The sequence below is a fragment of the Vreelandella populi genome (assembly GCF_003989825.1).
Lineage (GTDB): Bacteria > Pseudomonadota > Gammaproteobacteria > Pseudomonadales > Halomonadaceae > Vreelandella > Vreelandella populi.
The window spans coordinates 138,446-152,058 of sequence record NZ_RZHE01000011.1 but is presented as its reverse complement, the minus strand read 5'-3'; the positions used below and the strand labels follow the sequence as shown (position 1 = coordinate 152,058).

Sequence of the window (13,613 nt, the reverse complement as noted above, 5' to 3'; positions counted from 1 at the left end):
TCGAAAGAACACCGGATACGCGCGCCAAGCGAAGAGAACGCTGGGCACGAGAGACGCACACAAAACAGTCAGCCGATATACATTGAAAGTTACGCCTGACGACCATAGCGAGCGTGAACCACCTGATCCCTTGCCGAACTCAGTAGTGAAACCGCTTAGCGCCGATGGTAGTGTGGGGTCTCCCCATGCGAGAGTAGGTCATCGTCAGGCACTTATTAAGAAAAGCCCCGAGCACACTGTGTTCGGGGCTTTTTGTTGTGCGTGAAAGAAAAGCGGACACTAAAAAGGGCGGCAGAAGCCGCCCTGAAACAAATGCTGATACTTAGCCGCAAATCGTTTCCAACGCTTCAATCAGGCTATCCATCTCATCGTCAGTGCCGATAGTGATACGCAGGAAGTTGTTGAGTTCGGCGGTGTTAAAGTGGCGTACCAAAATGCCGCGCTCACGCAGCCCGGCAAATAGCTGAGCTCCTGCATAATCAGGATGTTGAGCAAGCAAAAAATTGGCCTTAGAGGGCAGTACCTTAAATCCCAATGCTTCAAGGCGCTGACAGGTACGCTCACGCGTAGTAATTACCCGCTCCCTACACGCATCAAAGTGTGCTTCATCGTTAAGCGCTGCGATACCCACAAGGCTTGCCAGACTATCAACCGGGTAGGAGTTAAACGAGTCCTTAACGCGTTGCAGGCCGTCTATCAGCTCCGCTGAGCCAATGGCATAGCCTAGGCGTAAGCCAGCCAGGCTACGTGATTTGGAGAACGTGCCGGTTACCAGCAAATTCGGATAACGATCAATCAGCGCAGTCGCGCTTTCAGCCCCAAAATCGACGTAGGCTTCATCAACCAGTACTACGCGATCAGTCACTCGCTTTAAAAGCTTCTCAATGCTTTCCAATGAGTGGGCATGCCCGGTAGGCGCGTTGGGGTTGGCAAAAATAACGCCGCTACGCTCTGCAGCCGAACCTAATGCTTCGATATCGACTTCCCAGCTTGCGTTGAGCGGGTGAGAACGCAGCTCGACATTATAGAGATTGGCATACACCGGATAGAAACTATAAGTGATGGTCGGGACATCAAGCGGCGCGCCGTGGCAAAAGAACGCTTGGAATGCCAGCGCTAACACCTCATCTGACCCATTGCCTACAAACACCTGCTGGCTTTCTATGCTAAACGTCTTGGCAAGCGTTGCGCGCAGGGCGGCCGAGGTCGGGTCTGGGTAAAGGCGTAGGTGGTCCGTTGCGTAATCACGCAGGGCCTGGCCTACACCCGGCGCCGGGGGATAAGGGTTTTCATTGGTATTTAATTTGATAACACGCTCACGCGGCTGCTCGCCTGGAACATAAGGGGTAAGCGCCTTGACAGCGGGACTCCAGTATTGGCTCATGAGGGTAACCTGATTATCCTTGCATAATAGGCCATGGTCGCTTGATGATCGCTCAAGAGCAAGCATTCGCATGCGGCTAGGGGGTGGGCGTCGCACCTTGTAACGGTTATGCTGTCATAATCGCACGTAAGAAATGTATGTCCAACACGATAAGGAGAGACCCAATGCAATTCAGGAGTTTGCTAGCCGGTTCGGCTATGTTGGCATTGTTGGCTGGTTGTGCAACCGGCGGCCCTTCAGGCCAGGAAAGTGATGCAGGCGTGAGCGCATCAGAACAGCACTATCAAGGAACGCTGCCTTGCCGTAATTGTGACGGGATTGATCTGGATGTCACCATGGTGGGTGAGGAGACAGGCGCGGCGGAAGAACGTACTTTTACGCTGGATGCCACTTATCGTAACCATCCTCAAACGCCACCGCCTGAAAACTATGCAGGCAACTGGGAAGTGCTAAATGGTACACCATCTGATCCAGACGCCACCGTTTATGAGCTAACACCTAATGGGGATGGCCAGATTTACTACTTCCAGCGTATTAATGAGCGTACGCTTGAGTTGATCGACCCTGAGCGCCGTCGCTTTGAAAATGGCGAAATGTTACAGCTACAGCTACAGCGTCAGTAAGTTAGTGGTAGCAACAAAAGGCGGCCATTGGCCGCCTTTTGTATTTTAGAGCCTGACATGAGGTCATAAGAAGTACTTATGACCTAACAGTAAGGGGAGTGTGAACGCAGTGGCAAAAGCCAAGAGTGCCTTTGTATGTACCGAGTGCGGCGCGGAGTATCGTAAGTGGCAGGGTCAGTGCTCCAGTTGTAACGAGTGGAATACGCTAAGTGAAGTCCGTCTGGCAAGCGCCCGCCCCGGCGGGGGTACTACCGCCACGGGTAGGGCGGGCTACGCGGGTGATCTTTCCCGGGATGTGGTTGACCTAAGCAATGTCGACCTAAGCGAGGTGCCCAGGCTCAGTTCTACCTTCAGCGAGTTTGACCGCGTATTGGGCGGTGGCCTTGTACCCGGTTCAGCGGTACTGCTCGGTGGCAATCCAGGGGCAGGTAAATCAACTCTTCTGCTGCAAACGGCCTGTAAGCTAGCCCAGCAACGGCGCATCCTCTATGTCACAGGTGAAGAGTCTCTCTCTCAGGTAGCCATGCGCGCTCACCGCCTGCAGTTGCCTACCAGCGGCTTGAAAATGCTTGCAGAAACCAGTGTGGAAACAATTCTCGCCGTGGCTGAGCGTGAGAAACCAGAAATACTGGTCATTGATTCTATTCAGACCATGCATCTTGAAGATATCAGCTCAGCGCCGGGCGGAGTTGCCCAGGTGCGCGAGTCTGCAGCAGCGTTGACTCGCTTTGCCAAGCAGACCAATACGGTGCTGCTGCTGGTTGGCCACGTCACCAAGGACGGCACCCTGGCAGGCCCCAAGGTGCTTGAGCACATGATCGATGCCTCGCTGTTACTTGAAGGCGGCGCCGACTCACGCTTTCGCACGTTGCGTGGCCAGAAGAACCGTTTTGGCGCAGTCAACGAGCTGGGTGTTTTCGCCATGCTTGAGCAGGGCCTCAAAGAGGTCAAGAATCCCAGCGCCATCTTTCTTTCGCGCCAGGAGGAGCAGGCGCCGGGGAGTCTGGTTATGGTGGTATGGGAAGGCACCCGGCCCATTCTGGTGGAAGTACAGGCGCTGGTGGACGAGTCTGCGTTGGGCAATCCGCGCCGTGTGGCCGTAGGTGTGGACCAAAATCGTCTGGCTATGTTGCTAGCCGTTTTAAACCGTCATGGCGGGTTGTTTACCGGCGACCAAGATGTATTCTTGAATGTCGTTGGAGGGGTGAAGGTATTGGAAACCAGCGCGGATCTCGCCGTGCTGCTTGCCGTGGTATCCAGCTTGCAGAACCGTGCGCTTCCCAAGGAGTTGGTCGTGTTTGGCGAAGTGGGGCTTTCCGGCGAGATACGCCCGGTGCCCAGCGGTCAGGAGCGTATTGCCGAGGCCGCCAAACACGGTTTTTTGCGCGCTATTGTGCCGCGCGCCAACGCGCCCAAACAGTCGCCCAAGGGCATGGAAGTGATAGCCGTGGATAAGCTCAGCGATGCCTTGGAGGCACTGTAAGTAGGCTACGCTATTAAGTCATCATGAAAAAAAACATCTACTTGCCAAGGAAAGACGCCATGAGTTCGATTCGTTTAACCCAGTACAGTCACGGCGCCGGATGTGGCTGCAAGATTGCCCCTGACGTGCTGGATAGCATCCTTGCCAAGGCAGGGCCGCCCGCCGGGCACAAGCAGCTGATCGTGGGCAACCAGGGCCGCGAAGATGCCGCCGTTTACGACCTGGGCGATGGTCGGGGCATGATCTCGACCACCGACTTCTTTATGCCAATTGTCGATGATCCATTTGATTTTGGGCGGATTGCTGCGACCAATGCGATCAGTGATATCTATGCCATGGGCGGCACGCCGGTCATGGCACTCAGTATTCTTGGCTGGCCGCTGGATAAACTAGGTGCGGATATTGCCGGCGATGTGGTGGCCGGTGCCCAAGCCGTGTGCCGAGAGTTGGGTATCGCTTTGGCAGGTGGGCATTCTATAGATGCCCCTGAGCCCATTTTCGGTCTGGCGGTAAACGGGCTGGTCGATCTGGATAAACTCAAGCTCAATAGTCGTGCCAAACCGGGCGATCTGCTGTTCTTGACCAAGCCTTTGGGCGTTGGGTTACTTACCACTGCAGAAAAACGTGGCCTGCTGGAAGACGGGCATCATGGGCTGGCCCGTGAAACGATGCTGAAATCCAACCGCATCGGGGTCGCGCTTGCCAATGTAACAGGCCTGAATGCCATGACCGATGTTACCGGCTTTGGGCTGGCAGGACATCTTTCGGAAATTTGCAGCGCCAGTAACGTTATGGCCCAGATTGATTTCCGTCGCCTGCCGCGGCTAGCGGAAGCCGAAGCGTATCGCCGGCAGGGTGCGGTTCCCGGTGGCACGCTGCGTAATCGCGACGCGTTAGGCAAAAGTTTGCCTAATATGGATGAGGCCCACTGGCAATGGCTATGCGACCCGCAAACCTCAGGCGGCTTATTGCTAAGCGTAGATCCTGCCTGGGAAGACGATGTTGAGCGTATTGGCCGGGAGTTTGGTTTATCTCTTGAGCCGTTTGGTGTCATGAAGGCTCGTGCAGGTGAAGCGTTGATTGAGATGGTGGGATAATGCCTGAAGCGCTACCTTCATCCCTACGCTTGATCAGCGAAGCGCGGCCCCTGATTGATGTACGTGCCCCGGTAGAGTTTGCCCAAGGTAGCCTGCCGGGCGCGGTCAATCTTCCCTTGATGACGGATGAAGAACGCAGTCATGTGGGCATTGCTTACAAACAGCAGGGCCAGGAAGCGGCGATTGCGCTGGGGGAACGGCTCGTCAGCGGTGAAATCAAGCAGGCGCGTATTGCCGCTTGGCAGGCGTATATTGCCGAGCATCCTAACACGGTCATCTACTGTTTTCGCGGCGGGCTGCGTTCGCAAATTGTCCAGCAATGGCTTCAAGAAGTGGGGGTTGAAAGACCACGTATTGAAGGCGGCTGGAAGGCTATGCGCCACGCGTTGTGCCAGCGTATTGAGGAAGCGGCCGAGCAGCCCATGCTGGTGGTTGCCGGGCTAACCGGCTGTGCTAAAACCACGTTGATCAACCGATTGGAAAATGGTGTTGATCTTGAGGCCTGTGCCAATCATAAAGGCTCCGCCTTTGGCCGCAAGCCCAAAGCTCCTGCCACGCAGATTGATTTTGAGCACTCGTTGGGAGCAAGGCTGCTCGCTTTGCCGGAGCGCCTTGTGGTTGAAGACGAATCCCGGCAGATCGGCAACGCCAATATACCGCTCTCCTTTTACCACACTATGCAGAAGGCGCCCCGTGTACGAATAGAAATGCCGCTTGATTGGCGGCTTAACCAGCTTCAGCACGACTATATTATTCAGCTGGAAAAGGATTATGTTGCTCACTTTGGGCCCCAGCAGGGCTGGGAACTGATGCAGCGCCAGTTGGGCAATGCGTTAATCCGTTTGGGAAAACGCTTGGGCAATGCTCGTCTACAGCGATTACAACGCCTACAGGCAATGGCCTTTAACGCCCATAGTGAAGGTAATCCTCAAGCCCACGAGGCGTGGCTTGCTCCGCTCTTGACGGAGTATTACGATCCGCTTTATCGCTATCATCTTGAAAAACAGCGTGCCACTGCGGCACCGGATATTCACGTGGGCGATTGGGACAGCTGCTTGGAGGCTGCCAGGCAGTGGAGTGCCGGGCAGCCGTTGGGGGTCAGGCCACTTTAAGCCACTGGGTCATGACCCGGTCGAGCAGAGGGGCCAGCTGCTGAAAACGGGTCGCCTGCTCCAGGATCTCGCTGTTGTCCTGTACAAAGCGTTTAGCTGCAGGCGTAGCGGGTATCGTGTCCTCGCTACCATTTATCAGTTGAGTAGCGCTGCCAAGCGTCATCTCCAGGTGGCAAAGCAGACCCATGACGCGGCCGCTGTCCCAGCTAAACCCCTGTAAAGGCGCCGCAGGGCTTCCCCCGAGCGGTAGGGCATTATCCGGCAGGCTGAATACATGGCGATGCCACATGAAGGCTTCAAACTGCTCGGGTAAGTCAAACGGGCTTTTTGGGGCCATCGACACGGTATGCCAGCCTCGCTCTGGATACGTGCCAGGGGCTACCACGGCATCCAGCACCTGGGCAATCCAAAGTGCGCCCAGGCCGATGCCCAGGATGGGCTTTTGGCCGTCCAGATAGCGATTGATCAACTTGTTTTCAGCTTTGAACCACGCAGGCGGCTGATTGAGAAACGCTTCTGGTCCGTCCAGAACAATCAGCGCATCGCTTTCCGCCGGGCGCGGGGTGAGTTCGCCCGCATAAAGATGAAAAACGGTGTAACTATGCCCCATACTGCTCAACCAATCGGTCAAGCGGGCAGGGTCATGATCAGAGCCGTGCTGTAGCAGATGAATATGCATGATAATCTCCTCGCCGGCCGTACACAGTCAAGGCTGTCAGGTTTATGACAGCGCTGTTGCGACCATAACGTATTACCCCCATTTCACCAATATCGCGCGTTAGGAAATCAGTATGGCGTCCAAGCCCTTAGGATTTTACCAGCAGTTGCAGTTGCTCCCGCTATCGGCTCAGCAAGCATTTATGGCCGCGCTGTGCGAGCGCCTGCTGCCCAACTACGCCCTGTATGAGCAAACCACCGGCCATGGCGATGGCCATACGCTGCGCACCGTGCTTAATCTGGTCTGGGAAAGGTTAAGTGTACCCGGGGCGAGCATCGATTTTGCCCGCCAGGCTGAAAAGCTGGCTGAATGCGAACCCCCTGCTGAGGATGAAAGCTTTGGCGCCCGACGTGCGCTGGATGCCGTTGTCTCCATCTCGGCACTGCTGGACACATTGCAGGGTGACTCCCCTGAAGCAGTGCTGGATGTCAGCCGTACTTCGCGCGCCGGGGTACGCGCTTTTATTGAGCTCACCGAAGGCGAAGAGGATGCCCAAAAGCTTGCGTTGCTGATTCGTGATCATCCACTAATGGAAGACGAAAACGATTTCCAAGACGCGGTGTTGGAAGCAGTAAGTGAACCGCTAAACAAAGCCGCACTCAAGGAAATACGCCAGTTAGGCCGCAATAATGGTATCAGTAACCTGGGTCTGAGCCTTGAAGAAGACGCCGAGTAAGGCGATGCCTGCTACAGGCGCAGGCCTGCGGTGAACATCATGCCTGCGGTGCCAAAGATGATTAAATCGGATTCAAACCGCTCCCACTGCACGCCGATACTGGGCAGTAGAACCGGGGCGACCTCCAGGTGGTTGAGTGGAATCTTGTCGCGATACTCATCCTTATAGCCACGCAGCAAACCGCCGGTCAGCTTGGCTCGAACGTTAATTTCTTCGGCAAACTGCCAGAGGGGGAATTCGCGCCCAGCATATACATACCAGGTGGGCTGCTCATAGGAATTCTTGAACCATCCCACCCCCGTCAGCCAGCGGTCTGGATTATGCAGCTCAATGCCCATCAGGTGCTGTTGGTTGTTATGATCCGGCTGCGGATCAAAGTGGCGGGTTAGCAAGCTGGTTTGTACCAGGGCATGGTCCAACGCGAGCGTTGGTGGCCAATCGGGTAAGGCAAAGGCTGAGGTCGAAGCGCTCAGCCAGATACCCATAAGCCCTCCTAGCCATGGAGTGAAACGTGACATTTGAAGTTCCTGGATGGGAGGGGCGTGCAGTCAATGCGCCCATTAAAGGCGCATTTCGATACCGCGTTCGGCCATATAACGTTTTGCTTCAGGGATAGTGTGCTCGCCGAAATGGAAAATGCTGGCCGCCAGCACGGCGTCGGCGCCGCCCTTGAGCACGCCATCCACCAGGTGGTCCAGGTTGCCGACCCCTCCGGAGGCAATGACGGGAACGCTCACGGCTTCTGAAATCGCGTGGGTTACACCGAGATCAAACCCAATCTTGGTGCCGTCGCGGTCCATGCTGGTGAGCAGCAGTTCGCCGGCGCCGAATTCCACCATCTTCTTCGCCCACTCAACGGCATCAAGCCCTGTTGGGCGGCGGCCGCCATGGGTGAAAATCTCCCAACGTGGTGGCTCGCCTTCACCTGATACTCGCTTGGCATCGATCGCCACCACAATGCACTGGCTGCCAAAGCGCTCGGCCGCTTCACGCACGAACTCGGGGTTGGTGACCGCTGCGGTATTGATCGACACCTTATCCGCGCCCGCATTCAGCATGGTACGAATATCATCGCAGGTACGAATCCCGCCGCCGACGGTCAGCGGAATGAACACCTGCCCCGCAATGCGTTCGACCATTTCCACCGTGGTGTCACGGTCTTCGTGGCTTGCGGTAATATCCAGAAAGGTGATTTCATCGGCACCCTGCTGGTTATAGCGCTGGGCAATCTCCACCGGGTCGCCTGCATCGCGAATGCCGACAAAGTTGACACCTTTAACAACCCGACCGGCATCAACATCCAGGCAGGGAATAATACGCTTGGATAAACTCACGCGCCGCCTCCGGTTAACTGGTCGCTCAGCCGCTGGGCTTCGGCCACATCCAGGCTGCCTTCGTAAATCGCCCGGCCGGTAATGGCGCCTAAAATACCGCTATCGGCGACATCGCACAGAGCTTTAATATCGTTCAGGTTGGTCACGCCGCCAGATGCAATCACCGGCAGGCCGCCTTCTCGCGCCAGTTGAGCCGTCGCTTCAACGTTAACCCCTTGCATCATACCGTCGCGCGCTATGTCGGTATACACGATGCTGGATACGCCATCATCGGCAAACCGCTTGGCCAGATCGACCGCTTTGACACTTGAAACTTCCGCCCAGCCGTCGGTGGCTACAAAGCCGTCTTTAGCATCCAGCCCGACAATCACATGGCCGGGGAATGCGCGGCACATTTCGCCCACAAACGCGGGCTCTTTAACGGCCTTGGTGCCAATAATCACGTAAGACACGCCTGCATTCAGGTAGTGCTCGATGGTCTCGGGAGTGCGAATACCGCCGCCAATTTGAATAGGCAGGTTGGGGTAGGCGCGTGCAATGGCCGTTACAGCCTCGCCATTCACTGGCTTGCCTTCAAAGGCGCCGTTCAGATCGACCAGATGAAGGCGACGCGCACCGGCTTCAACCCAGCGCGCGGCCATCGCAACTGGGTCATCGCCGTAAGAGGTCGCATCGTCCATACGCCCTTGTTTCAACCGTACACACTGGCCATCTTTGAGATCGATCGCAGGAATTACCAACATAACTAAACCTCTTAAGGCGTCCAGGTGACAAAGTTTTCAAGCAGGCGCAGGCCCGCACGGGAGCTTTTTTCCGGGTGAAACTGTACGGCAAAGGTGGCGTCACGGCCAATCGCCACGTGAGCGCCTACCTTGCCATAGTGCGTGGTGCCAAATACCTGGGCATCGTCGGCCGCGTTCACGTAGTAGCTGTGTACGAAGTAGAAGTGTTCGTTATTATCGATGCCGGCCCACAGCGGGTGATCGTGATGCTGCTCGACCAGGTTCCAGCCCATGTGTGGCACTTTCAGGCGCTGGTCGTGCTCATCGCGCATGTCGGTGGGGAACTTATCAACGCTGCCTTTGAAAAAGCCCAGGCAATCAACGCCACCGTTCTCTTCGCTGCGCTCCAGAAGCATTTGCTGGCCTACGCAGATTCCGAGCAAGGGTTTGGCCTGACGAGTCAGCACGTCGTCGACCAGCCCACGCAGTTCAGTGCGCTCAAGCTCACCCACGCAGTCGCGTATGGCGCCTTGGCCGGGCAGCACCAAGCGCGTGGCACCTAAAATGCGCCGCGGGTCACGGGTAATAATGACATTTTCATGGGTAACGTGTTCGAGCGCCTTCGCGACAGAATGTAGGTTTCCCATCCCATAGTCGATCACAGCAATGGTCATGAAGCGCTCCTTAAGCGAGTGAACGAACAGTTGCTTGCACTGTTGCCTATACTACAGCACGCCATTATAGGCTCCCTTTGGTGGAAGGCATCTGCCCTGCCATGCGTGGGTCTTCGGCGACAGCCATGCGCAGGGCACGTCCAAAGGCTTTGAAAATCGTTTCAGCCTGATGGTGAGCATTAAAGCCTTTTATGTTGTCGATATGCAGTGTCACACGGGCATGGTTGACAAAACCCTGGAAGAATTCCCAAAACAGTTGGGTATCCATACGGCCGATGGTCGCGCGAGTAAACTCCACATCCATGTAAAGACCGGGGCGGCCGGAGAAGTCGATCACCACGCGTGAGAGTGCTTCATCAAGCGGCACATAGGCATGGCCATAACGGTAGATACCGCGTTTGTCGCCAATGGCCTCGTTAAATGCCTGGCCCAGGGTAATCCCCAGGTCCTCGACCGTATGGTGGTCGTCAATGTGCAAATCGCCTGAGGCATGGATATCAAGGTCGATCATTCCATGCCGTGCAACCTGATCAAGCATATGATCCAGAAAGGGAACGCCAGTTTCACAGCGAAGATGGCCTTCGCCATCCAGGTTGACGCTGACTTTAATCTGGGTTTCATTCGTATCACGGCTAACCGTGGCAATACGCGCTGACATGTTGCATCTCCTGCGCTCTTGCGCATTCTGAGGGGAAGGCGATGGGCCGCCCTGTCTCACCACCAGTTGAGTAGGCTCACCACCAGTTAATCAGGGCATAAATCGGCGGCAAAACAACCATTATAGAGAATCGGCGCACCCATCCGCTACAATGCGCGAAAGGTAGCCGCCCTTCAGGGCATTAAAAATAGCAGCTGAGCTGCTTTGGCGAAGAGGATTTCACCATGCCGGTGACACTGGAGCATGTCGACAAAGCGCGTTGGGACGCGGATGAGCAGGTGCGCCTCGACCTTACGCGTATTTATGAGGATGCGCCAAAAGAGCGGGTGCCTACCCAGGCGGTTCTGCCGTTTATCGAACAGCATTTAAATGCCGCTCACTTTTTTGCTTGTGCGCACTTTAACGACCACTTGCTAGGCGCGGCTGCCATTCAAGAGGCGCCGGACCGAGCTTGGTGGCTTTCTGAGTTATGCGTGCGTAAGGCTACGCGCCGGCGCGGTGTGGGCTCGCGGTTGATGGCCCTACTTGGCGAACAGGCCAAACAGGAAGGGCGTAAACTGCGCATTGAAATTTCAGCTCTATCGCTGGCCGATCAGGTGCTGCTGTCCAAGCTTGGCTACCGCCCAGGCAGCTGTAGCGAAGAGGCTCTGTTAGACAGGCCGCTTACCAGTAATTTTGTTGAGTTAGACCCACAAGGGAAAGGGTAATGAAACAGTTATTACGTATTTTGCTGGCCGCCATTGGCATTCTTGCCATCGTGGCGGTGGCTGCGGTGGTTTATGTGACCACCTTTCTGGATCCGGAAGACTTTAAGCCCCGCTTGACCGCCGTGGTGGAGGAGCACACCGGGCTGCATCTGGCGCTGGAAGGCCCGATTACCTGGTCGTTCTATCCTCGCCTTGGGGTGAGCGTGGAGCAAGCCCGGGCCTGGCTGCCGGAACAGACAGGAGAAGATACTTCGTTTGCCGCGATCAATCGCGCCGAGGTTAGCATTGCCTTTGCCCCATTGCTGCGTGGCGAGATTGCCATTGACGGCCTGACGCTGGATGGCATGCGTTTGAATCTGGAGCGCGATGCCGAAGGCCGAGGCAACTGGGAGCCGCTGGTCGAGCGCCTGGCTGAAGAAAGCGATGAAAAAGCACAAACGGTGCTGGCGCCGGCAAGCGCCGGGCCGAACGCCGATGCGGGCAGTCTTTCTGTCGTGCTCAATATTGCCAGCGTCGAAGTGCGGGGCGCTGATATTCGTTTCCGTGATGCGCAAAGCCAGGCACTGTGGCGCATGCAGTCGCTGAATATTTCCGGCAGTAACGTCAATCCAGTCAGCCCTTTCCCATTAAAGACCATGTTTACGCTGACCAGGCATAACCGTCTGGATGCCGAGGCATTGGAGCGAACGCCCAACTTGACCAGCGATGTTGATCTTGAGACACGCATGCGGCTTAAGCTCGGCGAAGACCGGGTCGTGCTGGAAAATACGCGCCTAACCACACGCACACGAATGAACCCCGAGAGCGAACCACAGCAACTGAGCCTGAGAGCTGCTGAAATTGTCGCGCTTTTGGAAGAAAAACAGCTGAGCATTACCCAAGGCGTACTTGAAGCCGGGTTGCAAAACCCCGAGCAGTGGCAGGGCAGCCTGGCGCTGGCGCTTGCCTTTGGCCTGGAGAGTGATTGGCAGGCACAAACGGCACAGCTGAAGGATTTACAGCTGACCGGGCCTGATGGTCTGCGTATGAGCGGCCATCTTAATATCGAGCAAATGCTGGATGCCCCCCAGTACCGTGGTCAGTTTACCGCAGCACCCTTCACGTTGCGCCCTTGGCTTTCGCGCGCAGGGGTTAAACTTAATACGGCAAGCGAGGCGGCGCTAAGCGATATTGCCATGACCAGCCCTATTGAAGGTAATGCCCAGCAGGTATCGCTTCCCCGGCTTTCTCTGGTGGTCGATGACAGTACCTTTACAGGACGGCTTTCGGCCGCAATGGATGGCACGCAGCTGGGGTTTGACCTAGAAGGCGATCAGCTGAATCTTGATCACTACCTTTCCGGCCCCACAACCGCGCAGCAGGCAAGCCTCGGCTTCTTGCGCCAAGCCATTGCCCAAAGTAGCGAAACACTACTCCCTCAGGCATGGCTCAGTGAGCTGTCGCTGGACGGCGAACTCAGCGTTGATCAACTGCTGCTGGGTGGACTTAATTTCGACAATACTCATCTTAGGCTGCAGGGTGAAGAGGGCGAACATCGGCTCACTGCTTTTGAATCGCGCTTTTACGGTGGCGAGCTTAACGCCAGCGGCCGTCTGGATTCACGCGAACGTATCATGGAGTGGGAGCTTTCACCCAGCGTCAGCAATATTCAGGTAGCTGCGCTGATTGAAGCGCTCGGTGAAGAAACGTCACCTCTGCGCGGGCGCCTTAACGCCGATGGTGAATTCACGTCACGTGGCAATAGTCGCGAGGCATTGATTGGTAACCTGAATGGGCAGGTTAACGCCCGCCTTAATGAAGGTGCGATTCTGGATATCAATATTTCCCAGCAGATGTGCGAGCTGGTCGCGCAGCTAGAAGGCGAAGGCACGCTACGTGACTGGCATGCCGATACGCGCTTTGAGCGCTTTGATGCGACTTTTCAGGTGCGTAACGGCGTGCTCACCAGTAACGACCTGCTGATTACCCTACCGGGTATCGATGTAAAAGGTGAAGGGGAACTTAATTTCAACAGCCGCAACTTTGATACTCGTGCCAATGCTCGCCTGGTCGATACAGCGGACGCGGCGTGTAGCGTCAACCCGCGCCTGGAACAGCTACCGCTGCCCGTGCACTGTGAAGGCAACCTCAGTGATGATCAGGGCCAATGGTGCCGTTTTGACCGCTCTGCTTTCCAGACAGCGGTGGTTGATCTGCTGCGCAATGAAGCCGGCAGTCGTGTAACCGAAGAAATTGAGGAGCGCGTGGGCGGCTCGCTGGAACAACTGGATGAGCATCTGGGCAAAGGTGCCGGTCAGGAACTTCGCGAAGGTATCCGGCGTCTATTTAACTGAGCATTCAAGTAAGTCAGTCTGCGCCGGCCTCAACGCCGGCGCTTTTTTTATTGGTGCCATAGGTCAACGGCACCGCTACGGCTTTTACTTCT

The 13,613-nt window shown here is 56.0% G+C and carries 14 protein-coding genes and 1 rRNA gene; 8 read left to right on the top strand and 7 right to left on the bottom strand.

The genetic code is table 11. From position 1 onward, the window contains the following. Positions 1 to 94: 94 nt before the first annotated feature. A 5S ribosomal RNA gene (rrf, locus tag ELY25_RS12255) occupies positions 95 to 210 on the top strand. Positions 211 to 322: 112 nt separating this feature from the next. Here the strand turns inward: rrf and hisC are convergent. After that, on the bottom strand, positions 323 to 1,384 hold the full coding sequence (gene hisC / locus ELY25_RS12250) for a histidinol-phosphate transaminase (protein ID WP_126951558.1): 1,062 nt from the start codon (positions 1,382 to 1,384) through the stop codon (positions 323 to 325). Between the two features lie 164 nt (positions 1,385 to 1,548). Here hisC and ELY25_RS12245 point away from each other — a divergent pair, with 164 nt between their 5' ends. From ELY25_RS12245 to mnmH, 4 genes are all read left to right on the top strand, one after another. Further along, positions 1,549 to 2,007 (top strand): copper resistance protein NlpE N-terminal domain-containing protein, encoded by a 459-nt coding sequence (locus ELY25_RS12245; RefSeq protein ID WP_126951557.1) that lies wholly within the window; start codon positions 1,549 to 1,551, stop codon positions 2,005 to 2,007. 109 nt (positions 2,008 to 2,116) lie between these two features. Beyond that, a complete protein-coding gene (gene radA, locus ELY25_RS12240) occupies positions 2,117 to 3,490 on the top strand; it encodes a DNA repair protein RadA (protein WP_126951566.1) in 1,374 nt (457 codons plus the stop codon). Positions 3,491 to 3,549: 59 nt separating this feature from the next. Beyond that, positions 3,550 to 4,587 carry a selenide, water dikinase SelD gene (selD, locus tag ELY25_RS12235; RefSeq protein WP_126951556.1) on the top strand — a complete coding sequence of 346 codons (1,038 nt, stop codon included), beginning with the start codon at positions 3,550 to 3,552 and terminating at the stop codon, positions 4,585 to 4,587. Continuing rightward, complete coding sequence (gene mnmH, locus ELY25_RS12230) at positions 4,587 to 5,699, top strand: tRNA 2-selenouridine(34) synthase MnmH (RefSeq protein ID WP_126951555.1); 1,113 nt, start codon at positions 4,587 to 4,589, stop codon at positions 5,697 to 5,699. The genes selD and mnmH overlap by 1 nt, the downstream gene beginning before the upstream one ends. Here the strand turns inward: mnmH and ELY25_RS12225 are convergent. After that, positions 5,686 to 6,378: a type 1 glutamine amidotransferase gene (locus ELY25_RS12225; protein ID WP_126951554.1), complete on the bottom strand. Its 693-nt coding sequence runs from the start codon at positions 6,376 to 6,378 to the stop codon at positions 5,686 to 5,688. The genes mnmH and ELY25_RS12225 overlap by 14 nt on opposite strands. 112 nt (positions 6,379 to 6,490) lie before the next feature. Here ELY25_RS12225 and ELY25_RS12220 point away from each other — a divergent pair, with 112 nt between their 5' ends. Beyond that, positions 6,491 to 7,093 (top strand): YjaG family protein, encoded by a 603-nt coding sequence (locus ELY25_RS12220; RefSeq protein ID WP_126951553.1) that lies wholly within the window; start codon positions 6,491 to 6,493, stop codon positions 7,091 to 7,093. Between the two features lie 11 nt (positions 7,094 to 7,104). Here ELY25_RS12220 and ELY25_RS12215 read toward each other — a convergent pair whose 3' ends face one another. The 5 genes from ELY25_RS12215 to hisB form a co-directional block, all read right to left on the bottom strand. Next, positions 7,105 to 7,611 carry a hypothetical protein gene (locus ELY25_RS12215; RefSeq protein ID WP_126951552.1) on the bottom strand — a complete coding sequence of 169 codons (507 nt, stop codon included), beginning with the start codon at positions 7,609 to 7,611 and terminating at the stop codon, positions 7,105 to 7,107. 42 nt (positions 7,612 to 7,653) lie between these two features. Further along, a complete protein-coding gene (hisF, locus tag ELY25_RS12210; RefSeq protein WP_126951551.1) occupies positions 7,654 to 8,427 on the bottom strand; it encodes an imidazole glycerol phosphate synthase subunit HisF in 774 nt (257 codons plus the stop codon). Beyond that, positions 8,424 to 9,170: a 1-(5-phosphoribosyl)-5-[(5-phosphoribosylamino)methylideneamino]imidazole-4-carboxamide isomerase gene (gene hisA / locus ELY25_RS12205; protein ID WP_126951550.1), complete on the bottom strand. Its 747-nt coding sequence runs from the start codon at positions 9,168 to 9,170 to the stop codon at positions 8,424 to 8,426. The genes hisF and hisA overlap by 4 nt, the downstream gene beginning before the upstream one ends. An 11-nt stretch (positions 9,171 to 9,181) precedes the next feature. Then, positions 9,182 to 9,823, bottom strand: a complete 642-nt coding sequence (gene hisH, locus ELY25_RS12200) for an imidazole glycerol phosphate synthase subunit HisH (protein WP_018918911.1) — start codon at positions 9,821 to 9,823, stop codon at positions 9,182 to 9,184. A gap of 64 nt (positions 9,824 to 9,887) precedes the next feature. Further along, on the bottom strand, positions 9,888 to 10,481 hold the full coding sequence (gene hisB, locus ELY25_RS12195) for an imidazoleglycerol-phosphate dehydratase HisB (RefSeq protein ID WP_126951549.1): 594 nt from the start codon (positions 10,479 to 10,481) through the stop codon (positions 9,888 to 9,890). 224 nt (positions 10,482 to 10,705) lie between these two features. On the opposite strand from hisB, the gene ELY25_RS12190 reads away from it, so the two are divergent. Then, a complete protein-coding gene (locus ELY25_RS12190) occupies positions 10,706 to 11,188 on the top strand; it encodes a GNAT family N-acetyltransferase (protein WP_126951548.1) in 483 nt (160 codons plus the stop codon). Next, entirely contained in the window at positions 11,188 to 13,521 is a 2,334-nt protein-coding gene (locus tag ELY25_RS12185; RefSeq protein WP_126951547.1) for an AsmA family protein, read from the top strand. Before ELY25_RS12190 ends, ELY25_RS12185 begins: the two co-directional genes overlap by 1 nt. The last annotated feature ends 92 nt before the right edge of the window (positions 13,522 to 13,613 follow it).

Excerpts from the sequence above, each read along its gene's own strand:
- hisC (WP_126951558.1), bottom strand. The coding sequence starts at position 1,384 with ATGAGCCAATACTGGAGTCCCGCTGTCAAGGCGCTTACCCCTTATGTT.
- ELY25_RS12245 (WP_126951557.1), top strand. The coding sequence starts at position 1,549 with ATGCAATTCAGGAGTTTGCTAGCCGGTTCGGCTATGTTGGCATTGTTG.
- selD (WP_126951556.1), top strand. The coding sequence starts at position 3,550 with ATGAGTTCGATTCGTTTAACCCAGTACAGTCACGGCGCCGGATGTGGC.
- mnmH (WP_126951555.1), top strand. The coding sequence starts at position 4,587 with ATGCCTGAAGCGCTACCTTCATCCCTACGCTTGATCAGCGAAGCGCGG.
- ELY25_RS12225 (WP_126951554.1), bottom strand. The coding sequence starts at position 6,378 with ATGCATATTCATCTGCTACAGCACGGCTCTGATCATGACCCTGCCCGC.
- ELY25_RS12220 (WP_126951553.1), top strand. The coding sequence starts at position 6,491 with ATGGCGTCCAAGCCCTTAGGATTTTACCAGCAGTTGCAGTTGCTCCCG.
- ELY25_RS12215 (WP_126951552.1), bottom strand. The coding sequence starts at position 7,611 with ATGTCACGTTTCACTCCATGGCTAGGAGGGCTTATGGGTATCTGGCTG.
- hisA (WP_126951550.1), bottom strand. The coding sequence starts at position 9,170 with ATGTTGGTAATTCCTGCGATCGATCTCAAAGATGGCCAGTGTGTACGG.
- hisH (WP_018918911.1), bottom strand. The coding sequence starts at position 9,823 with ATGACCATTGCTGTGATCGACTATGGGATGGGAAACCTACATTCTGTC.
- hisB (WP_126951549.1), bottom strand. The coding sequence starts at position 10,481 with ATGTCAGCGCGTATTGCCACGGTTAGCCGTGATACGAATGAAACCCAG.
- ELY25_RS12190 (WP_126951548.1), top strand. The coding sequence starts at position 10,706 with ATGCCGGTGACACTGGAGCATGTCGACAAAGCGCGTTGGGACGCGGAT.
- ELY25_RS12185 (WP_126951547.1), top strand. The coding sequence starts at position 11,188 with ATGAAACAGTTATTACGTATTTTGCTGGCCGCCATTGGCATTCTTGCC.